17 protein-coding genes and 5 pseudogenes are annotated in these 21,369 nt (G+C 32.1%); 8 read left to right on the top strand and 14 right to left on the bottom strand.

The annotated features are described in order from the left end of the window. The first annotated feature begins 149 nt into the window (after window positions 1–149). Window positions 150–1,733, top strand: coding sequence for an ABC transporter ATP-binding protein (locus tag NML76_RS04085; RefSeq protein WP_013904653.1), 1,584 nt, complete (start codon window positions 150–152; stop codon window positions 1,731–1,733). A gap of 9 nt (window positions 1,734–1,742) precedes the next feature. Here NML76_RS04085 and NML76_RS04080 read toward each other — a convergent pair whose 3' ends face one another. Then, window positions 1,743–2,606 (bottom strand): helix-turn-helix domain-containing protein, encoded by an 864-nt coding sequence (locus tag NML76_RS04080; protein ID WP_041818440.1) that lies wholly within the window; start codon window positions 2,604–2,606, stop codon window positions 1,743–1,745. 1,154 nt (window positions 2,607–3,760) lie between these two features. On the opposite strand from NML76_RS04080, the pseudogene NML76_RS04075 reads away from it, so the two are divergent. Beyond that, window positions 3,761–3,829, top strand: a pseudogene (locus tag NML76_RS04075) (peptidylprolyl isomerase); the annotation flags it as partial. 244 nt (window positions 3,830–4,073) lie between these two features. On the opposite strand, the pseudogene NML76_RS04070 reads toward NML76_RS04075, so the two are convergent. From NML76_RS04070 to NML76_RS04050, 5 genes and pseudogenes are all read right to left on the bottom strand, one after another. Next, a pseudogene (locus NML76_RS04070) lies at window positions 4,074–4,358 on the bottom strand (hypothetical protein); the annotation flags it as partial. Window positions 4,359–4,380: 22 nt separating this feature from the next. Then, window positions 4,381–4,848, bottom strand: coding sequence for a hypothetical protein (locus NML76_RS04065; protein WP_254732742.1), 468 nt, complete (start codon window positions 4,846–4,848; stop codon window positions 4,381–4,383). A 269-nt stretch (window positions 4,849–5,117) separates the two neighbouring features. Beyond that, complete coding sequence (locus NML76_RS04060) at window positions 5,118–6,167, bottom strand: crosslink repair DNA glycosylase YcaQ family protein (protein ID WP_254732740.1); 1,050 nt, start codon at window positions 6,165–6,167, stop codon at window positions 5,118–5,120. A gap of 517 nt (window positions 6,168–6,684) precedes the next feature. Continuing rightward, complete coding sequence (locus NML76_RS04055) at window positions 6,685–7,047, bottom strand: hypothetical protein (RefSeq protein WP_254732738.1); 363 nt, start codon at window positions 7,045–7,047, stop codon at window positions 6,685–6,687. 301 nt (window positions 7,048–7,348) lie between these two features. Continuing rightward, entirely contained in the window at window positions 7,349–7,711 is a 363-nt protein-coding gene (locus NML76_RS04050) for a MerR family transcriptional regulator (RefSeq protein WP_215194932.1), read from the bottom strand. Between the two features lie 281 nt (window positions 7,712–7,992). Here NML76_RS04050 and NML76_RS04045 point away from each other — a divergent pair, with 281 nt between their 5' ends. Continuing rightward, window positions 7,993–8,748: an SDR family oxidoreductase gene (locus NML76_RS04045; protein ID WP_023919441.1), complete on the top strand. Its 756-nt coding sequence runs from the start codon at window positions 7,993–7,995 to the stop codon at window positions 8,746–8,748. Window positions 8,749–8,927: 179 nt separating this feature from the next. Here NML76_RS04045 and NML76_RS04040 read toward each other — a convergent pair whose 3' ends face one another. From NML76_RS04040 to NML76_RS04015, 6 genes and pseudogenes are all read right to left on the bottom strand, one after another. Then, window positions 8,928–9,539 carry a Fic family protein gene (locus NML76_RS04040; protein WP_023919439.1) on the bottom strand — a complete coding sequence of 204 codons (612 nt, stop codon included), beginning with the start codon at window positions 9,537–9,539 and terminating at the stop codon, window positions 8,928–8,930. Then, window positions 9,532–9,720, bottom strand: a complete 189-nt coding sequence (locus tag NML76_RS04035) for a hypothetical protein (RefSeq protein ID WP_000171299.1) — start codon at window positions 9,718–9,720, stop codon at window positions 9,532–9,534. Before NML76_RS04035 ends, NML76_RS04040 begins: the two co-directional genes overlap by 8 nt. Window positions 9,721–10,128: 408 nt before the next feature. Further along, complete coding sequence (locus tag NML76_RS04030) at window positions 10,129–10,761, bottom strand: ABC transporter ATP-binding protein (RefSeq protein ID WP_023919434.1); 633 nt, start codon at window positions 10,759–10,761, stop codon at window positions 10,129–10,131. 1 nt (window position 10,762) lies between these two features. Further along, window positions 10,763–12,778, bottom strand: coding sequence for a bacteriocin-associated integral membrane family protein (locus NML76_RS04025; protein WP_215194931.1), 2,016 nt, complete (start codon window positions 12,776–12,778; stop codon window positions 10,763–10,765). A 102-nt stretch (window positions 12,779–12,880) separates the two neighbouring features. Beyond that, complete coding sequence (locus NML76_RS04020) at window positions 12,881–13,177, bottom strand: lactococcin 972 family bacteriocin (protein ID WP_215194930.1); 297 nt, start codon at window positions 13,175–13,177, stop codon at window positions 12,881–12,883. 314 nt (window positions 13,178–13,491) lie between these two features. Next, window positions 13,492–13,587, bottom strand: a pseudogene (locus NML76_RS04015) (PhrA family quorum-sensing system peptide); the annotation flags it as partial. Window positions 13,588–14,506: 919 nt separating this feature from the next. On the opposite strand from NML76_RS04015, the gene NML76_RS04010 reads away from it, so the two are divergent. The 4 genes from NML76_RS04010 to NML76_RS03995 all read left to right on the top strand — a co-directional run bounded on the left by NML76_RS04010 (window position 14,507) and on the right by NML76_RS03995 (window position 18,709). After that, a complete protein-coding gene (locus NML76_RS04010) occupies window positions 14,507–15,355 on the top strand; it encodes a helix-turn-helix domain-containing protein (RefSeq protein ID WP_215194929.1) in 849 nt (282 codons plus the stop codon). A gap of 484 nt (window positions 15,356–15,839) precedes the next feature. After that, the gene (locus NML76_RS04005) at window positions 15,840–16,730 is read left to right on the top strand and encodes a C39 family peptidase (protein ID WP_215194928.1); all 891 of its coding nucleotides are present in this window, start codon (window positions 15,840–15,842) and stop codon (window positions 16,728–16,730) included. Between the two features lie 161 nt (window positions 16,731–16,891). Further along, window positions 16,892–17,563 (top strand): YiiX/YebB-like N1pC/P60 family cysteine hydrolase, encoded by a 672-nt coding sequence (locus NML76_RS04000; protein ID WP_061455979.1) that lies wholly within the window; start codon window positions 16,892–16,894, stop codon window positions 17,561–17,563. Between the two features lie 12 nt (window positions 17,564–17,575). Continuing rightward, window positions 17,576–18,709 (top strand): hypothetical protein, encoded by a 1,134-nt coding sequence (locus NML76_RS03995; RefSeq protein WP_070505544.1) that lies wholly within the window; start codon window positions 17,576–17,578, stop codon window positions 18,707–18,709. Between the two features lie 104 nt (window positions 18,710–18,813). On the opposite strand, the pseudogene NML76_RS10230 reads toward NML76_RS03995, so the two are convergent. Beyond that, window positions 18,814–19,047, bottom strand: a pseudogene (locus tag NML76_RS10230) (AAA family ATPase); the annotation flags it as partial. Between the two features lie 182 nt (window positions 19,048–19,229). Then, window positions 19,230–19,592 carry a hypothetical protein gene (locus tag NML76_RS03985; RefSeq protein WP_049472622.1) on the bottom strand — a complete coding sequence of 121 codons (363 nt, stop codon included), beginning with the start codon at window positions 19,590–19,592 and terminating at the stop codon, window positions 19,230–19,232. A gap of 1,368 nt (window positions 19,593–20,960) precedes the next feature. On the opposite strand from NML76_RS03985, the pseudogene NML76_RS03980 reads away from it, so the two are divergent. Beyond that, a pseudogene (locus NML76_RS03980) lies at window positions 20,961–21,307 on the top strand (IS3 family transposase); the annotation flags it as partial. Window positions 21,308–21,369 lie beyond the last annotated feature (62 nt).

Raw genomic sequence — 21,369 nt, 5'->3', positions numbered from 1 at the left:
AGTTCTCCTCTTATTTTAAAAAATAATTATTTTATAATTTTTTTATACTTAGTGTAAACTATTCAGTGCGTCCCAAATACGGGAGGTTTGTTTCTGATTTTCATATTTGGATTATAATACTCTCATCAGAGTTACTTAAGGAGTAAGATATGAACCAGATTATGAAACAATATAAATTACTATATTTCTTGCTTATTTTATTAAGTCTGACAAGTGCTCTTTTAATGACATTCTTCTCTCTCCAATTAGGAAGAATACTTGATAGTATATCTAATTCAAATAGTGGATTACTCTTTCATATCACTATTTGTGTAAGTTCGATTTTACTGTGGTTCTTGATTTCTTGTTCCTATTCCTATCTTAAAAACCAATATGTAAAAAAAGTTATTTTAGATCTAAAAAGGCGTCTCTTATTACATTATTTATCGCGTGAATTTAACCAAATTGACAACCGTAACCATTCAGATTTCTTAAATAATATCACCAAAAACAGTGACCTTATTCAAGAAAATTTATTAATCCCTAAAATCTCTCTAATTGCAAATTTAGGGAGCCTTATCATGAGTGTGGTTGCTATTATTTATATAGAATGGCGATTAGCATTAGTCTTTCTTTTATTGTCGAGTCTAACGATTTTTCTATCACAAATTCCTGGAAAGTTAATGACTAAATCAACAAATAATTATTCTCTACAAAATAATCACTATTTGTCAAAAATGACAAACTTTATTAATGGTTTTGAACAAATTAAGTTATTAAATATTCAAAGCTGGACCCAAGAAAAAATTCAGGAAATCAGTTTAGAATTTGAAGAGTCCAGAAAAACATATCAATTCTTAAAAGACTTAGCTTCAACTACTGGAATTTTACTAAGTTTTGGCTCTCAACTATCCTGTATGGTTGCTGGTATCTTTTTTGTAAGAAATAACTTACTGACTATTGGATTACTAGTAGCAAGTATTCAATTATTAAACGGTGTTTTTGCTCCATTACAATCTATTCTTTACAATAAAAATTTAATCAGCAGTAGCAAGTCCATTATTGATAATATCCAAGAAAATTTATATGAGACAAATCATGAAATTTTCCATAAAACAAGGACAATTGATTGTGATAACATTTCGACCATTTCTATTAGCCAATTACATTATGAAATTGAAAATAAAATATTATTTGATCATTTTTCCTATGAATTTAAAAAAGGCAAACGCTATGCGATTATAGGTGCTTCAGGAGCTGGGAAAACAACTTTAGTAAAATTAATACTAAACTATTATTCCAAAAATCTTTATGATGGGGAAATAAAAATCAACGGAAAACAGAATATTGATATTCCCTCAGAGGAGTTATATAAAGATATTGCATTTGTGCAAAAAAATGATTTTCTGATTGAAGGAAATATCCTAGAGAATATCAAACTGTCCAGAAACCTTTATTTAACTGAAAAATTAAGAAAAGCCTTAGGATTTAATGAAGACTTCCTTAATAAGAGTCTATCTCAATCAAATCAAACCATTTCAGAAGGAGAAAAGCAACGAATTGATTTAGCTAGGTTTTTAGCCAAACCATATTCTGTATATATTTTTGACGAACCTACAAGCAACCTTGATCCAATAAAAGCCAAAGCAATGATGGACTACATTCTATCCATTAAAGATGCAATTGTTATTGTCATTACTCATGATCAAAATCCAGAAATATTGGAAGAGTTTGATCACGTTATTACCCTATAGATAAATGGCCTAGTCTACTAAATGAATGATGTGTTTCTCAAAGTATTCTTTGTAATTTTTGTAGATTGTTTTATTGAAGAGTTCGAAAATTTTTAAAGCTTCTTCGATTTTTAAAAGTGATTTTTGATTATGATAGAATTTCAGTTCCAAATATCCATCTAAATACAGCAAAATAGTTTGTTCAAAAAAATCTGTGGAATCCGCTAATATATTCTTCGTAGCCTGTTTTAAAAATAAAGATTCCTCATATAAGTCGTTCTCAATCATTATAATCAAAGAATTGAGAAGTAGTTGAATGAGAGATTGTCTATTTTTAGGTATAGAGCTATACAACTTCCCTTTTTTGAGCGCCTCTTTGGCATATCTAAATAATAAATCTGGAGATAGAACACGACAGCAATTTCCAAGGATGAGCGTTTCGTAATAACCCCAGTTTTCAACAGAAAATAAATAGTTTGTAAGATAAGAGGCGTCTTGACGACTCAATTGATGATTCTTATCCATTCCCGAAACAATACTTTCAATGAAAATAGCATTTAATTTATGGTAATGAGAATTTGTCCTATGAAAAAGTTCTATTTCTTTCTCTACCATATCTAGTAATGCTTGAGAATCTTCATTATATGCGGCCTGTTTAACAGAAGCTATTAAGGTATTAAAATCCGAAGGTTGATAATGATTACAGATAAGCAGAAATTCCTCTAGTGTTACTCCTATTCTTTCAAGAAGATACAATAACTTAAAGACAGAAATCTCTGTTTCTCCTAATTCAAATCTAGATATTTGAGATTTTGAAATTTCAGCACCTGCTAATGAAGAAATAGAAATTCCCTTTTCTTCTCTTATTTTCCTATAAGTTTCACCTAAAATCATATTTATCTCCATTTACCATAAAAAATCATTAGAAAGCGTGACAGATTATGAAAAAATACTATCAAATCTTTTTATTATTATTATTTGATATTATCATTATTATTGGATTATATCAATAAAATTAATGAGTGTGTGAAAATTCAATACTAGGAGAAAATGAAATAAATATTTCCACAATAAAAAGTATGATATCAAGTTTTTTGGAAAGCCTCTGTTTGTAAATTATTTTAACTCACAGTTGATGATTCCACAAATTGAAAAGTTTTAAACTTAGCATTTAAACGCTCAATTTTAATACGTATTACAACTATCTCTATTAAACTTCTTATCCTCTACAGTCGATACATGCTTTTTAGAACTTTTTAAAGGAAAAAAGATATCTCATGAATATTCATAGTATCTAAATAACAAAAACAAGTAATTGCTCTGACAAACTTGACCTATACTTTCTTTAAAAAGAGTAAAATCATGTGTATGACCGTCTCAAAAAACTAATTGACAGGCACGAAGTGTCGTTAAATCGATTATGATTGTGTCTTTATGGTGTATATCTTTTTCCAGGATAATTCTTACTTTGGTTTCTTTTAGGACATTGAAATAGGACTTTCTGTGACATCAATAGCTATAGTGACACTTGTTAATTTTAAGTTTTCTAAGTCAAATAGACTTGAGGAATGAAGAGTGTATTCTACGAATGTTAATGTTCACTAGTCCAAGACCAAAATCAAAAAACTAGAAGATGTTGAGTTGATTAATAGCATAAATAATGCAAGTTCAGAATTAACTGTTTTTCTAGACTTAAAGTTTTTGTGCCTCCTCCTTTACAGTGTTTGGATTTATAAGTTGTATCTAGACAGGATATCTTTGTTGGGAAGGTATCCTTTTTGACACTAATAAATAATTTAAAGTTCTCAGGAGTTAGTTGCATGGTTTTTCGTAAATAGTTTTCTTAACTATAGTATAGCATAGTACAGTATGGCACTTTATTTTTTCCAATAAGTCTATTATACCCCAAGGACAGCTGGTTTTAATTTTTTCTCTGAACTGTACGATTTTGCGCCAGAAATGTAGGAATTACCTTTCGTTGTGATGTGATAAAACTTACAAATCTTTTTTGTTATTCTTGACCTAGTTTTTTAGAAAGAAGGTCTAAGATGTTAAATAAAGTCAAAACTAAAGCCTTAATTAGTGTTGGAGCAGTGGCTGCAACTAGCTTTATTCTCTGAATCTTGCATGATAAGAAGAATAAAGAAATAAAAAGAAAAATCAAAGTGTTTGTTTATCGGCAATCATCACAATTCGGTTTTTTAAAATAGGATGGTATATTTTGTTTCTTTGACCAAACTATGACCAAAATTTGAACAAAAAATAGATTTGACTTTCGGTTAATAATAAGCTTAAAAGTTTTTTGAAGGAATCTATTTAACACAAAAAAACACCTATTCGGGAAAATAGGTGTGAATGATGTTATTTATATCCATATTGTTTTAGTGCGTCATTATATTCTTCGCTATCTTTAAGATAGTAGTCGTGCTTAACTCCACTAATATCAACAGAAAAGACCCCATCTTTAAATGAATATTCTTCTGTTCGACTTGCTATATTTTGTCCAGTTAATTCAATCGTATTCTTTTGTTTGTTAATGGTAAAGCTGTCGGCTTCTCCATGCTCAATGGAAGCATTATTTCCTTTAACAGTAAACGCTAACTCGTTTCTTTCATTTGAGATCCAATAATACTCACCATCTAAAGATTGGAAAAAATCAAATCATTAGTTATAATATTTCAATTAATTGAATCGTTGAATTCTTTAAATAATTATAAAGATTCGATTTTTCTTTTAGATAAGAGTACGACTGTGGTGCATAAAAATTTTTATCGATTTTTCTTAAAGTACTAATTTTTATTGGAGAGTCAAATAGATATACTTTATTAATTGGAATAGCATATCCTTTTTTATTTTCACCTAAATATGAAATAATATTATCATACGTACTATCACCAATTTGACTTGCAAATTTAGCAATATTTTCACTTGAATCACACTTTGGTACCCCAAATTCAACAATTCCTGCAATTTCTTTTTTTGTCTTAGAGATGTATATGAAAGCATATGATTTTTGATTTAAAAATCGTTTTCTATACTCATATTTCTTTTCCTTTTTTTGCATTTTAACAAAGTATTCTTCATTTAAACTCAAAATAATTTTATTGTTCTTTTTAAGAATATCTATTAGATTCATACCTTACCTCCAAATAATTTTACACAATTATACATACTACAACAACTAAAATTTTTCATTTTTATTTACACAGTTATCAACTATCACTTATTCAATATGTTTAATTAGTTCCTTAAAATATTGAATACTATAATTTCTAAAAAATTTTGATGGAGTTTCAACCCAAGAAAGGACCTCATTCCACAGCAAATCTAGCCTGTCATTTCCATACACATTCATAAATTTTTCATAATTTAAAAAAATATTGTATGCACAAACACGCTTTCATATTAAATATCCAACAAACTCCAATTAAAAATTATTTTTCTTCTTACCATCCAGTTTGAAAAATTCTTTAATATAATTTCAATTTTTGCTCGACTTTCTTCAGTCATGTACGCCTCCAGAACTGAAATATCAAATCTAATAGAATTTACAGATAAACGAAAGCTCCACTTACCCGCAAAGTTTTCATTCACAAATAAGATTGGGCTAATTTGTCCTCCGGCACCCCATACTATTTTATGATATTTTTTTGGTACAAGTATGTCCTTTCGAGCATAAGCTACGAGAAGTGGATCAAATTTTCCCAGCAAAGTAATGTTCATAGCATTAGGATCTCTTTGTTTTAACTCATGTTTTTTATAGTAAAAGGTATCTCCTTCAAATTCAAACTTTTCAAGTCTCTTTAAATCTAATTCATTATTCCAAAATTTTTTAGTAGTATCAAAAAAATGACATAAATCATCAATTGTTGCAGGACCGTAAAACTCAAAAAACAAATAAGCAATTTCATTTTTAGAAAAACACTCCGTAGAACGATCCAAATTATAACATACTTTCTTTTCTTCCTTCTCGTTGAATTTTAAATAAATTTCACTATTTCTTGACAACTCCACAAATAATGCTGACCATTCAAAGACTAATTTCCAGCGATCCTCATATTTCTTTTTTAAATCATTCATGAGTATATCTTTACGATTAGTTAGACAATGAAAATTTTCTTTCTCTAAATCTATATTCATACTTTTTTTATCAAAATTTTTTTTTACCCATGTATTCGGCATTAAAAAACCATTAATTCTTTTCCAAGTTCGAATATTATAAATGTGCAATGTGTCACGTTGTCCCCAACCTAATATCATTTCATGTCTTTTCTTAAACTCATTTATATCCTTCCCTCTACTATTATTCAATCTATTATAGATATTAAAAATAGCATGATTATAGTATTGCGATTGAATTCCAAAAGCCCTTGTAATTAGACTATCAAAATTATCTATCTTTTCAATCAAACCAGTATTATGTAACCTTCTATAAATAATTTCATTCCTATCCATATAATCCCCTATAGTCATATTTAATCTAAACCTGCTAGTCTTTAATATACTATACAATAAAATCAGTTAAATTTAAAGCATCCTGAAGTAATTACCCACGACTTACGCATGAAAAGTTTCTCTTCACTCTTTTGTGCCCTGGCATCGTTTTTAAAAAATTATGCTCAAAATACTTCTTCTCTATCCATAGGTGGATAGGGTTTTTCGTTGTTCATTACACGTACTAAACATTCAACACTAGATTGCAGATGAAACATTTCATATTTTCTCTCTACTTCATCTCGAGAATTCCATAGTCCTTCTAGATGTCGCTTTATATGCCAGACCGCTCTTCTAATATTTTCTTCTTTTAAATTATTCATGAATACATTGTGTAATAAAATATAATCCAATTTCTTTGATTAAACTAATTTGCATGAAATATAAACTATTCGGTTAAGAATAAGCTTAAAAGTTTTTTGAAGTAATCTATTCAGCACAAAAAAACACCTATTCGGTAAAATAGGTGTGAATGATCTTATTTATATCCATATTGTTTTAGAGCCTTCTTATACGCTTCGCTACCTTTAAGATAGTAGTCATGCTTAACTCCACTAATATCAACAGAAAAGACCCCATCTTTAAATGAATATTCTTCTGTTCGACTTGCAATATTTTGTCCAGTTAATTCGATCGTATTCTTTTGTTTGTTAATGGTAAAGCTGTTGGCTTCTCCATGCTCTATGGAAGCATTATCTCCTTTAATAGTAAATGCCAATTCATTTCTTTCACTTGATATCCAATAGTATTCGCCATCCAGAGATTGTTGCTTATTTTTAGTGCAAGCAATTAGCGTAATTATTGATAATGACAACAATAATATGCTGACAAATTTTCTCATGTTTCTCGCCTCCTTTTATAATATTACTATACCAAAATAATGTTACAAAACTGTATCAATGTCTGTTATAATGGAAATTTCAAATAATGTCCATTATAACAGACATTGGTGAATTTATAAAAATGTCTATATTTGGCTATACTTTCACTAAATCTTTACAACTATAGATAAAAAATGTATACACTTCTATTTTACAAGTTCAACTTAAGAAAATCCAATTTACAACCATTTAACAAGTAATATAAAAAGAGTTCAATTTTATTGTCAATCCCTTTTTTAGATAAAGAAAATAATAATGGTGCTAATTAGGATTAATACCTAAATAAGTTTTAATTTTCTTTTCAAGAAAATCAATATGTTGGTTAATTTCAGTTTGTTGCTTATGAAGTTCATCAAGTTGAAAAAATAGTAGTCTAAGTCGTTGAGGAATTGTGGAGTCTCCTTTATATCTTAGGTCAGCGTATTCTTGCATATTTTTAATAGACATTCCCGTCTTTTTTAATCTAATAATGAATTGAGTCCACGCTATATCAGAGTCATCATAGTATCTACGATTATTTTCTTCTCTGTGTGAGTAAATCAATTTTTCTTGCTCATAGTATCGAAGTGTGGAAATAGAAAGTCCAGTTTTTTTAGCAAATTCTCCAATAGAATAGTGAGTCATAATATTTCCCCCCCTTTTTTTATTATTTTAGCATAATTTTTAAAAAATCAAAAAATTTTCAGTTTTCTCTTGACATAAAGTGCACTTTACTATGTAAAATACATAGCATCAAAGGAATTTGATATAAAGCTAGGAGAGGAGGTAATACCATATAGACGAAAAATTGGTTTGAAGGAATAGAGAGCTCCAGAGGGGCTTAGTGATAAGGCTGTCAAGAACCTTGATGGGAGCAGCGACTCTTATAAAAAATGCAAATAGCAATCTGTAAAGGAGAAAATAGTATGGAACAAACGAAGAATTATACTTGTATTACTGGAGCCAGTGCTGGTATAGGAGCGGAGACAGCAAGACAATTTGCAAAATTAGGAACGAATCTTATTTTAATTGCTCGGCGTCAAGAACGACTAGAAAAATTGAAGCAAGAGATTTTGAACCATTATCCGGATTTAGATGTTGTTATTAAAGTTGTTGATTTATCGAAGTCCAGTAATGTTTTTGCTCTTTATGAAAGCTTGAAAAAATATCACATTACTACTCTAATAAATAATGCTGGTTTTGGAAATTATGATAAGGTTGAATCTCAAGATTTAGAAAAGATAATAACATTAATCCATCTAAACATTGAAGCTTTAACAATTCTATCAACTCTATATGTGAGAGATTATAAAGATTGTAAAGGCGCTCAATTGATTAACTTATCATCTAGAGGCGGATACATGATGGTTCCAAATGCAGTTACATACTGTGCAAGTAAATTTTATGTCAGTGCTTTTACAGAAGGCTTGGCATTGGAACTAGAGGCAAATCAACATCAATTAAAAGCTAAGGTTTTAGCTCCAGCTGCCACAAAGACGGAATTCGGTCAAGTTGCTACAGATTCTAAAGAATATGATTATGATGAGCATTTTGCTAAATATCACACAAGTGAAGAGATGGCACAATTTTTGATGGAATTATATCAAAGTGACAAAGTTGTTGGTTTAGTTGATGTTACAAATTTTGAATTTCATCTTAGCGGACCACTACTTAAACATTAATTATTTTAATAAATATAGATAATGTGGTATCGATTAATAGTTGCAGTCGTTTTATGATAAGAAGAAAGCTTCTGAAATCTAACGTTTCAGAAGCTTTTTGTCTTTAAGTTTTGAGTAAGTTATAATTTTCTGTGATATTTAGGATATTTAAAAAAATACAAGTGTTTTTGTAGATTAATTTACAATTTTTCCAGTATTTTACCAAGTAGTTCTTCTAACTTTCCTAAGTCCCCATAGACTGTCCCATCCATATAAAGATTGTAAACTTCATCATCTTGTTCCACGCGTATTTGTGCAGAGTATCCTTTTGATAATGCTAAGGAACGAATGACTTCTCGTTGAGTTCGTCCATTCCCTTCTCGAAAGGGATGGAAATAATTAAGATTATCAAGAATTTTTGCTAATTGTTTAATAATCTCATCTTTTGAATTAGCAGTTTGATAATAGTTATGAATAAGGCGGTTTATATATGCTTGGGCAGTACTGAAAGATTGTATTGACATAAAAGGATTCCCATTTTTTGAGATATTCACCTTGCGAAATTGTCCCGCCCAAGCATAGACATCTTGAAATAAATATTTATGAATGACTAAAATATCACTAATGGAGTAGACTTCTATGGTTTTCAAGCGCAAGTCTGCAAGCCTTCTAGTAACGAATAAATGCTCATTCCGGTAGGCTTCTTCAATATTTGTAATATTTTGTTTGTTGATTAAGACTGTAGAATTTGGATAGGTATATTGGTGATTGGGGTCAATGTACTCATAGCCTTCGTATTGATTTTTAACCAATATTCAATTCCTTTCGTTTGTTGATAACATAAGTTTTTAAATCAATCACATCTTGAACAGTAGGTTCATAATTTTCAATCATTGATGACCCAATAGCATACCAGACGGTATCGAAATCTGAAAAGTTATCAAAGGGAATCCCTAAAATTGTTAATTCTTCTTTATTTACATCAAGAGTCATGGCACACTTCCTTGTATAGCGTTATCTTTATTATACCATAAAATCGGTATTTTTACCTAAAGGGATAGAGACCAAAAGATATATGTAAGCGTATAGATTAATACTTATGAAACGGTTGTAGGAGGAAAATCTCTCCTACACTATTATTGATTCTGAGAGAAAATCGCAAAATATCATCTACCAAACTTTCAATTATTAAGATTTTTTGCAGTTTATCTGAATTAGAATCGCAAGGCTTCTCAATAATATAATTGTCGAATTTTTTCATTCTAACTTCCTCTCCACTATTTCTTCCTTTATCAAGAAAAAGTTAGCTCAATATTAATAAAGTACAATTCTAAATTAACTCCAATTATTGATTCATGATAATATTTCAGTAACTCATCGTGTAATTAAAAACAAGGATTTTTATTTCAAACGATCCATCGTGATCACTTCATCAGCCATCTCCCAAATTGCCGGATTATGTGTTGCGATAATGATTAGTCTATTATCATCTCGAAGAGATAGCAAAATCTCCATAATCAACTGAGAGTTTGCTGGGTCTATTGAAGCTGTTGGCTCATCTGCCAGAATAAGGGGTGGATTCTTTAAGATAACTTTTGCCAAGGCAACCCGTTGCGATTCTCCGCCCGATAACTCAAAGATGCGCTTATCTAAGTCAAGATAAGCCAGGCCGACCTGTTCTAAAGCCTGCTTCTGCCTCAACCGCTGTTCCGACCGACTCAACTTTTGACCAATGAGACCTAGCTTAAGGTTTTCTTCAATACTTTGGTTTTCAATTAAGCCAAAGTTCTGGAAGAGGTAGCCCAATTCGTGACGGAAAAAATCACTCGATTTATATTTGGCCAAGTCTTTACCTCGGTAAAAAATCGTCCCATCATAAGATTCTAATTTCCCAATCATGTTCATCAAGGTTGTTTTTCCGCTACCACTTGAACCAATTAAGGCATAGACTTTTCCAGCCTCAAATGTCATTGAAAGATTCGAAAATAACTCTCGTTCTCCAAAAGATTTACTCACCTGTTTAAGTTCAATCATATTAACCTCCCTTCAAAACAAGCATGGACATCTTGTTTTCTTTCTGCATTTGGACATGTAACTGTAAAAGAGATAGACCAGTAAAGAGTAACGAGACTAAGAAAGCAACTACTATCTCTACCTGAAGAAATACACTCGCAACAAATCCCAGTAAAAACACACCCAGTTGAGCAAAGAGATAAGTGCGATGGATTTCTAAGAACCTGAGACCTGCAATGCGTTTGATAAAAATGGCACGTCTAAATTCTTCGAAGTAGAGCCTATTCATAGTGTTAAACAACAAGATTGAAGTTGCAATCCCAAGCACAGCTCCTGCTAGCATTACCCAAAGTTCCCTCTGGATATTATCCAATAATGTGATGTAGTTGTGGTAACCTGTTTGCATTTCTGAGACCCAATTTTTAATGCCTTGTCTCTGGATAAGCTCCTGGGCATCAGACAATTGATTAAAGAGAACGTAGTTCTGTACTGCGTCTACCCAAAACAAAATGGACTGTGGACCAGTTGATTGGGGTGTTATAACAATGATGATTGGATCTTTCAAAAACTGCTGGTAAGAAATAGGGGTCGTATTATACACAAATCGATCCTGACCTGATTCCAAATAACCCACCGTAGCAGTCATTTGCTGTCGTTCATCTTGACTAGACATGCGACTGGTTAAGTCGTCTTCAAAAACAGATTTATAATGTTCTTCCTCTGAACGGAGGTGTTCAGGCAGCAATAAGACAAACTCCCCTACATCAAGGTGATTCATCTTTTGCTCAATAGTTGTATCTACAGGAATGTTTTGACGCTCCAAGTATTGCGGTGTGACGATAAGGACATTGCCATTCGGGCTGTAATCGTGCCATTCTGTAGAGGTTGTCAAGTTTTTGGAGGAAGCCATGCCATTTTGCAAAGTACGTTCAATTAACTGGTGTCTAGATAAGAAAGCCTTTTGTTCTGAAACAGCCAGATCCATCAATTGATACCAAGTTCTGAGTTTCCTTTGAGTTTGTTCATCAAAACCAGGACTCGTTCCTTCACGGCTGATTGATAGGGTAATCAGTTGCCTTTCCTGACTCCAAACCTCTTGTCCAATCCGATGCTGTTGCCAGGCTTGGGAATACTTTAAGCTACTCCCTATTCCCAGCGTTACAATAATAATCGCAAATAGTTGACCGATTAAAATCAAACTAATGATTCCTCTGACAGGCACTTGCCCTTTTATAATCTGCATCAGGTGTATCTTTTTTATCCCAACTGCGAAGAGTTGAGCGAAAAACAGGGAGATCGACAACAAGATGAGATTATAACTGAGCAAGCCTTCTCCTATGGTCGTTAGGGATTGCGTTGGAAGCGACAGAATTTTTTGCATAAGAATGGCGAGCACGCCAGCTAAACTGAAACCAATAGCTATCCCTTTCAAATCCTCACCAACTGGTCTAAGGAAAATGGACCACCGTTTCTCTCCTGAAATGAGGCGAATGCCCGACGACCGTAATTGGCTAATTTGACTAATTAAAGTCAGTGCTACAAAGGTTAAGATGAAAATCAATAGACTGATTAACTGAAATCCGTTACTAAAGATAGCCATTAACGTAGATAGTTTAGATGGAATTATCAGGTGCATGTTAGTCAAGCCAAGTTGACTTAGCTCCTCCCTTAGCAAGTGAATATCTAGGTGTCCATCGAATACAAAATAGTTTGTTTCAACACTACTACTTTGAGCATCTTCTAGATTTTTTTCCTGGAGCCCATCAGGCAACTTTCCGTTCCCAAAGGTCGTATAAGAAAAAACTGTAGTACCTTCTGAGTTAATATCTTGGTGTTGAATCGCAATAAAGCTATCCGTTTCTTCTGCTAGTTTTTCCAAGCGTGTAGCAACATGCTGAAAAGTTGTTTCAGGGGAAGAATCACGTACAACAACGTTGGGGTAATAATGGGAGACATATGTATCAGTCCAAATGGTAAATACCCAAACAAAGAACAAACTAGCAAGCAGGTTGGATATGAGTATAAATAATTTTTTCATAGTGCATTCCTTATTCTAAAATAGAGGACAGAAATAGCCCTGCCCCCTACAAACTAACAAGCTTACTAAACTATTGATAAAAGAATCTTCTTCAATTATTCTTTACCATCCCGCATCAAATGTAACTTGCTCCCCAAAATCTGTATTAACAAACGCATAGGCCGCAACATGTGCTCCTTTATAAACTATTTTTTGGTTGTCACGTCCATTACTTCCAACATAGGCCCAGTGATACCGTGAACCATGATAATAATTCGAATATGCTCCCCAATTATTTGGATCATGATGGCCTCCATAGTTCCACTCGCCACCACGGTGAGAAAATGCCAAAACAGGAGAAGCCAAACTAAATGCCAAAACGGCAATGGATGATGCAACTACTTTTCTAATTTTTAACATATTATTACTCCTCTGAATGAAATATTATGAAAATGAGCGAAATGCAACTACACATTTTAATTAGAAATCTCAGTCTGAATTATAGTATCCTATTTTTTCCTCCTTTCTAACTGCACGTTCCTTTCTACAGACAGAGACCTAATTTTATAAACCAATCTTAAATACTTTAGATTTTGTAACTCATAATTTTCAACAGTTGGTTAGCTATGAAAGCATTTTATCAAACATCTCCATTCTTATATCTATCTGATATTGTTACAAGCTCTCATCAGAATACCTTTCTCTAAATAGTTGAATTTTAAAGTAATACGAAATCAATCAGCCTTCCCAACATCAAGACCATTGGACTTCTTTTGTGATTGCACTCGAATCTAAAATTATTTATTCTTCTGAATAAACTGTTGGTAAGGGAAAACTTTTTGTTAAATAAGGTTATCGTTACTATTAACCACATATAGTTTTTAACCAATCAACTATATGTGGTCTAAGTAATGGGATTAAGAATAGACCTACAATGATACCTAAAATAAATATTAGAAACATTTTTTTGAAGCTTCGTTTGTTCATCTATGGACACATCCCTGAATGGTCGATTACGACTCCAGGACATGTGTACGGACCACTTTTGGGAATTACAACTTGTCTTGCGCCGTTTCTTACTTGTTGTAAAATATAATTGTGAATATTACGTAATCCCCAAGCAACTCATTCCGAAGGCGCTTTTCCTGTCACATACGTTATTGTTCCATCTATAACCCAACCAACAAAAATTCCTCCAAAAAAGATTGCTGTAGCGCCTATAGCTCTACGGTCTTCTGTTTTTATTAGAGCACTTTTATTGTTAGGAATTATTTCATTTACACTTACCGTTAAAGTAAGTAGGGGAGAGCTAGTGTAGATAATAGCGATAAAAAAGTAATTTTTTTAATTATTTTTTTATAGTTACCCTCCTAATGTTATTTTGTACAGTGGGATGCTATATAGAAAAACGAGTTTCCTTACTTAAATTAATTCAGTTTTCCCTATGTTTTTCAAATCTATTTTGTATCCTCTTGAAACGAAAAATCAATCTTCATATACAGTATTTTGTTAGATAGTAAAGTTCTAATACTAACAAATCTGTCCCCTAGTTATCTCCTTTCAATTAATGGAATCCCCACCATCTCCAAATATCTAACAAGTTGAAGAGTGGGAGTGATGCTACAAAAAATAAATAAATAGTGATTTTTTTCACGTTTTTCACCTCTTTCTTTAATATATATGATATACTAAACATATATCGAAATGTAAAAATGTCACATATATACACATAATTAGAGGTGAGTTGTTATGCGTTGGGATTACGGTACGATCTATAAAAAAATACGGAAATCAAAACATATTAGCCAGGAGGAAGTTTGTCAGGGTTACATTTCAAGAGCGCACTTGTCGCGTATTGAATCGAACCAAGTGGTACCGAGTTTTGAGTCGATGGAGCATCTTCTAAAGCAAGTTGGCTTAGATTTTGAAGAATTTCGATATATATGCCATTCCTACCACCACTCCGATAGGGAAGAAATTATCTTATTAGCAGAAGATAACAATGCCTACCAATCAAATGATAAATTATTGGAACTGAAGAATAAGAGTGTAGCTTATTTAAAAAAACATCCTAATGATATTCCTGTGTTAAATATACTAAAGAGAGTAGAAGTCATTCTTTGTTTAAGAGAATCTGGTCCAGATGAGAAGGTAAGAACGATGGCCACGGAAGCATGGAACAAAATTAAAAATCAGGATGTCTGGTATCATAGTGACCTCAAATTAATTGTCGTTATTTTATTCACACTTCCACTAGAAACAGTGATTTCTATCTGTGATGAAGTTATAGATAGGCTGAATGATTACTCTGATTATACAGAGATTCTTCCCACCAAGTATAAATTACTCTCTAATTTAGCTAGTATTTTTCTGTGGAATGGTTTGATGGAGAAGTGTACTAGTATCAGTTATCTATTGTTAGATACGGCCCAAAAAAGTAAGCGATATGATTTTCTAGGAAATGCTAAAGTGACACTTGGAATTTGTTTAACTGATAAAAAGTTGGTCGATGAAGGATTGCAACTACTCGAATTAACGGATGAACAAACACTATTGGAAGCATGTCAATCAGATGTGAATCGCTTTTTCAAAAAATGAGTTTCTAAATGGATTCAGTCATAAAACAGTTTGAAGATACAATCAACATGTTATTCTGTGCATGCTCAATGGATATTGGGTAAGGGATAGAAATCTATACATTATCCCATTAGATCAGCTAGTTAAGCAATAGAAAGAATGATCATTTAATTTAATAAATAATAATTTTAAATTGCACCCAAAATGTTAGAATTCATCTAACATTTTGGTTTTTTTTTAATATAAAATACAATAATTTTCAATTATCGAATAAAGAGATTTCCGTTCAGAAGGCTTTGATAACATAGTTTGAACCACTAAATACTGGGGAAAATATTTTGAGTTCATTTGTCTAAGTATAAAATGTGTATATAAGAGACAATTTGACATTTGCTTTTTTATTTTGTGTATTATTATTCTAGAAAGAAAAAATAGATTTCAATTTTAAAATCGTTCGTTATCTTTTTATTGTAGATAAATAGGTATGGTAGAAAGGAGAAAAATCATGAGAAAAGTTCATTTATTCCTTGTACTTCTGACTTTGCTTGGTTTATCTGGCTGTAAAGAGACAACAAAAGAAAGTAAAACAAGTACTTTCAGCTCTCGTAAGGTCACACCCTCTTCATCAACAACAGTTAGTGTAAAAACAAAGGAGCGTACAGAACCTAATCCTCCAATGCCAGCAGAGGTAGCAGAGCGATTAAAAATTAAGGAAGGCAGTACGGAAGTCGGAACTCAGCAAACTTTGCCATCTTCAACCAAGGAACAAGTTTCAATACCAGAGAATACGCAACCTTCTCAATCGGTCAAACAAGAAACATCGTCCAAAGAGAATCAAGGAATCCGAAAACTATTGCCTATTTCTTTAAAACTTCAAGAAGAATGGTATTTCTGTGCTCCTGCGACAGTCCATATGATGCTGGCTAGTCGAGGGGTTAGCGTCTCTCAACATCAATTGGCTAAGGAAATGGGGACTTATAATCCCTATGGGACTCATAATCGAGATGCGATTCGCGTCTTGAATCAGAATCTATTTGGCTATCCAGAACCAAGTGGAAACCAAGCAGGTTATCGACTAGCTACTGTAACAGACGCTCGTCCAGATTCTGAAGATATCCGAATCTTTAAAGAACGCGTGCGCAAAGATATCGATGATGGGTATCCTCTCTATTACACCTTCAATGTGGCACAAATCTATCCTGGAAAAAGTGGGGAACATAATGTTGTTGGAGTTGGCTATGAATTGACAGCAGATGGTAAGGACATCTCAGCAATCTATTATCTAGATCCCGATACACATGTACAGGATCCAACCTATGGAGGGTTGAAGAAACTGACACCAGAGGAGCTGTTAGCAGCCATGGCTACGTGTGGTGAGAAAAATTATGCTTGGTGAAAAAGTAAGTCGTGAAATGGATAGAGGTGATTTAAATTTCAAGAAATAAGAGTTGATAATATAATATTAAGATTGTATCAAAATTAAATTCGTGAATTAGAAAAGATGAATTATGTATTCCGCAAATCAGTTAAAAGATTATGCTTCATTAGGTGAAAAAAATGAGAAAATTTACAAGAATAATCATAATGTCGATGGTATTCATTCTTAGTTTTCAAAATATAAAAATTGTGAATGTAGATACAATTAGTAATACCGAAAGTAGCGATAAAAAACAAAGTATTCTAAATGATATTCCAAATAAAGAAATAGAATATAAAGAGTACGGTCTAAATGCTCCTGTATTAGGTGATTTAAAAACAATGGAACGGACAAGTGTTGGTTCGTGGAGCTGGCGAGACGGTCTAATTTGTGTAACAGATCAAGGTTTTGGGGTAGGCCCCTTTAATACTTGGCATGCTGGAATAATTGCGCCACAAAAAAATTACTCTGTTGCAGAGGCAGCTAATAGTAATAGTCCTGTAAGATTAAGAAAAGGAAAGTGGACTCAAGGAACTGTTTGGCAAGTAGGAGTAAAGACAACAACTATTCAACAAGATTGGAATGCCGGTCATTGGGCAGGTGAGCAGGTAGGAAAACCCTATAATTTAAATTTTTGGAATGCTCGACAAACAAATAGTTTTTATTGTTCTCAACTTGTATGGGCTGCGTATTACTACACATCAGGAATCGATTTGAATAAAAGTGACAATGATCTTGGCTCAGCAATTGCAATTCATCCGGGTGAATTTGTTAAAAATTCTAAAACAACTATTGTATACAGAAATAGATAGTAGGAATGATATATGAAACGCTCTTATCTTTTTGGGATTTTATTTCTATTCTTCCTTTTGCTTTCTTGTTCTAAGGTCCAAACACCAATGTTTCAAGTTGATCCAGAATCGAATCTTTACTTGGTCACCTCAAAAAGTATTCAATCATATACTAAGAAAGAGAATAAGCTCGAGTTACATCGAGTAGAAAAAATTGATGTAGCAACGTATGTTAATCTCTGGTTTTCGTGTTTAAACAGTGGTGATAAGATGATCATAACTGAAGGTGATGATTTTGCACCAATAGATCATCAAAATATCATTTCAATTGATTTTTCTAAAGGTGAGATGAGGAAAAATCATACTAAGAATTATGCAATGATGGGATCAGGTATCTCTTCTAATTACTTTTATACTGCTCAAACAGATGCAAACTCAGGAATATTAACAGTCTTTTCTCTTAATGGAAAGCAAGTTTTTCAGAAAAAATTTAACCAAATGACAGCAATTTCGAGTCAGATTGTTGCAAATAATTCTAACGTATATGCTGAGATTGCTTATCAAGATCCAAAACGAAATCGTCCAGAAGGCGTGTTGGATTCAGATTTAATAGTACTAAATGAAAAAGAGCATTGGAAAGAAAAAGATAGAATTCGATTAACTTCAGATGGTAAAAAGGTTGAAATGTTAGAAGGCTTGGCAATTGTCAAAGATAGGGCATTCGTAAGTATCTCTGCAATTCGTGATACAGATACTTTTGAGAAGGTGGCAGGAAACCAATTGTTGTCAGTCGATTTGCACACTGGAGAAAGGAAATTATTTACCTTACCCAATCCTTATCCTAATATGCTTTATCCAAGCCCAGATAATCATTACCTTGTCGTCAAGCACGAGGTAGAAGGAAAGAATATTTTATCTGTTCTTGATTTACAAAATGAAACTATAAAAGCCATTGTGTTGGATGACGATTCAGGTGAAACACCAGAAGAAATAAATTCTCTTACAATTTCAAATGAAAATATGTTGTATCTAGCTACTGGTCGACATTTATTACAATATAGTCTCAAGGATGCTAAGTTGATTGAGAAACAGAAATTGAAATTGGGAAAAGATGATTTTCCAATCGGATTAAGAATCGTAGAAAAAGACTTAGGGTCAAATAAATAATAAACAGCACCCCAAAAGATAGATGTTATAATCTATCTTTTGGGGTGTTTTGTTATGAAAATTAATATGTAGTAGAATGAAAATCTGTGCTATTACCCTATTCTTCATTGACTAATTTTTAGGCTTACCACTTGATCAGCTTGTTTCCAAATGGTTGGATTATGTGTTGCAATAATGATCAGACGTTCCTTATTTTTTAATGTTAGGAGCAAGTCCATAATCTCCTGTGAGGTCTCAGGATCAAGAGCGGCAGTTAATTCATCTGCCAAAATTAGAGGAGGATCTTTTAAAATGATCTTTGCTAAGGCTACACGTTGTGCTTCTCCCCCAGATAGCTCTTCTAATATTTTCTTCTTTTAAATTATTCATGGATCAATTATAGAATAAAGTACTATATAATTTTTTGATTTAATTATTTGGTAAGAAATATAAACTATTTGGTACAAATTGATAAGTCCAAATAGATAAATCATCTAAAAAGCACTAAAATACACCTATTCGGTAAAATAGGTGTATTTTCTTATCTATAACCAAATTCTTTAAGAGCTTTCTTATATGCACTGCTACCTTTTAAGTAGTAGTCATGTTTCATTCCACTAATATCAACAGAAAAGACTCCATCGTTAAACGAATATTCTTCTGTCCTGTTTGCAATATCTTGTCCAGTTAACTCAATGGTTTTCTTCTGTTTATCAATACTAAAGTTATCAGCTTCTCCATGCTCAATAGAACCTTTGTTACCTTTTATAGTAAATGCTAATTCATTTCTTTCGTCCGATATCCAATAATATTCACCATCCAACGATTGTTGATTGCTTTTAGAACATGCAATTAATAGAACTGCCATTATTGACAGTAGCAAAACACTTATAATTTTTTTCATATCCTTCGCCTCCTTTTGTAATATTATTTTACCAAAATAATATTACAAAATTGTGTCAATGTCTGTTATAATGGAAATTCAAAACAATGTCTGTTATAACAGCAAATAAGTATTATTCAAAATATTATCTTGTATATTATATAGGCTCCCAAATTTTTCCTTTGTAAGAAATTTTTTAATTGTGTATTCCTACTAATTGTGATATAATCTTTGTAGAGGAATAATTGTGCGCTTTTTATAAAAAGTGTATCATGTAAAATATAGGAGAATCGTTATATATACTTGTCGCTGAGAAGTATGGAAGAAATCTTAGCTCGAATAGGCTGAGATATGGTAATGTGTGCTCAGGACAATACCTAATTTGAGTTAGGTTTGTTTTTGGGCGTTTGCTACCACCTGCATACTTTCATCAAGGCAGAATTATAGGACGGTTTTTTATTTTTTCCTCTTAGATGTATATTAAATGGTTAATTTCTCCACTTTCTTTTGAACTGAAAGGGAATCTATGATCAAATTCAAAAATAAACCATTAATTGCTCTTCTTGTTACTATGCTATTACAAGTGATTATTTTTCATACTTCCACTTGTATCTCTGCTTCAGCTAAAGTTTTGGATACTTACACATTAGTGTCTATCTTGGGATTTATATCCAATTTGCGGTTTAACAAAAACAAACCTCAAAGCAAAACAAAGGCATCTGGAATAGTCCTATTATTTCAATTTGTCTTATTAACAACTCACATTCTTTTGATGCTTGTTTCAACACATAGCAATTCATACATTTCTTGTCTGAAGTTACTTTCAAAAGTGCTACCACAAATGATTTCTACGTTGGACAAGATGTATTGTTGCACGTCAACCAGTTTGCTAACAAACAAAAAAAGAAAACGGCTACGCAAAAAAATGCGCAACCGTAACTAAGTAATTTACTCCTATTTGTGGAGAAGTAAATCATTTTGTAGTTTATTGCCGTAAACCACAAAACTATATACATCGATAGCTACTTCATTTATATGGAGTAGTTTTTTAATACTATTGATATTGTCATTATATAACTTAATAAATAATAACTATACTATAATACTACATTTAGAACACTTTGTCAATAGAATTAAGATATTTTTCTAAAAAGTAATTAATTTCCCATACTCATCCTTCAAACACTTTGTCACTGTCCATTTACTGTCCAATATGATGTAATACATCTATAAATTGTTGATTTTATCGAATGCAAAATAGCTTAAAATCAGTATTTTGATAAATAACAAGACTTTAAGAATCTTAAATTAAGTGTTGCATAATGCAGAGATTTTTTTATGTTATTACAGTTATTAAACTGTTGAAAAATAAGTATTCTCTAGTAATAAACAGAAGAATACTATGAGAACACTATTCTACATAGTGATCAGGATTGGTAATACCAACACCAGTATTATCAACGCTTTATAGAGAGTAAAGGTATTGAGCCCTAAATGTCACGTAAGGAAAATAGTCCAGACAACGGCATGCTGGAAACTTTCTTTGCTATTTTTAAATCTGAGATGTTTTATGCTTATGAGAAGACGTTTCAGTCACTTGAGCAATTGGAACAAGCCATCAAAGACACATTGATTACTACAACAACAAACGAATTTTTATCGCTCTGAATATAAAATGGAGAGAACGACGATCGTCCTCTCCAGATGTTAGCTTTTATTCAACCCACTACAGTTGACAAAGAGTAAGAAAAACCCTAGAAATCTTCCAAGATTTTATATTATGATAGGGAAGAACTTT

Origin of the sequence: Streptococcus sp. CF8_Ac1-9, assembly GCF_024295565.1 — a bacterium.
GTDB classification, from domain to species: Bacteria; Bacillota; Bacilli; order Lactobacillales; family Streptococcaceae; genus Streptococcus; species Streptococcus parasanguinis_X.
This window is presented reverse-complemented; position numbering and strand designations above follow the sequence as displayed.

Coding starts and splice junctions, on each gene's coding strand:
- NML76_RS04085 (WP_013904653.1), top strand. CDS start 150: ATGAACCAGATTATGAAACAATATAAATTACTATATTTCTTGCTTATT.
- NML76_RS04080 (WP_041818440.1), bottom strand. CDS start 2,606: ATGATTTTAGGTGAAACTTATAGGAAAATAAGAGAAGAAAAGGGAATT.
- NML76_RS04065 (WP_254732742.1), bottom strand. CDS start 4,848: ATGAATCTAATAGATATTCTTAAAAAGAACAATAAAATTATTTTGAGT.
- NML76_RS04060 (WP_254732740.1), bottom strand. CDS start 6,167: ATGGATAGGAATGAAATTATTTATAGAAGGTTACATAATACTGGTTTG.
- NML76_RS04055 (WP_254732738.1), bottom strand. CDS start 7,047: ATGAGAAAATTTGTCAGCATATTATTGTTGTCATTATCAATAATTACG.
- NML76_RS04050 (WP_215194932.1), bottom strand. CDS start 7,711: ATGACTCACTATTCTATTGGAGAATTTGCTAAAAAAACTGGACTTTCT.
- NML76_RS04045 (WP_023919441.1), top strand. CDS start 7,993: ATGGAACAAACGAAGAATTATACTTGTATTACTGGAGCCAGTGCTGGT.
- NML76_RS04035 (WP_000171299.1), bottom strand. CDS start 9,720: ATGACTCTTGATGTAAATAAAGAAGAATTAACAATTTTAGGGATTCCC.
- NML76_RS04030 (WP_023919434.1), bottom strand. CDS start 10,761: ATGATTGAACTTAAACAGGTGAGTAAATCTTTTGGAGAACGAGAGTTA.
- NML76_RS04025 (WP_215194931.1), bottom strand. CDS start 12,778: ATGAAAAAATTATTTATACTCATATCCAACCTGCTTGCTAGTTTGTTC.
- NML76_RS04020 (WP_215194930.1), bottom strand. CDS start 13,177: ATGTTAAAAATTAGAAAAGTAGTTGCATCATCCATTGCCGTTTTGGCA.
- NML76_RS04010 (WP_215194929.1), top strand. CDS start 14,507: ATGCGTTGGGATTACGGTACGATCTATAAAAAAATACGGAAATCAAAA.
- NML76_RS04005 (WP_215194928.1), top strand. CDS start 15,840: ATGAGAAAAGTTCATTTATTCCTTGTACTTCTGACTTTGCTTGGTTTA.
- NML76_RS04000 (WP_061455979.1), top strand. CDS start 16,892: ATGAGAAAATTTACAAGAATAATCATAATGTCGATGGTATTCATTCTT.
- NML76_RS03995 (WP_070505544.1), top strand. CDS start 17,576: ATGAAACGCTCTTATCTTTTTGGGATTTTATTTCTATTCTTCCTTTTG.
- NML76_RS03985 (WP_049472622.1), bottom strand. CDS start 19,592: ATGAAAAAAATTATAAGTGTTTTGCTACTGTCAATAATGGCAGTTCTA.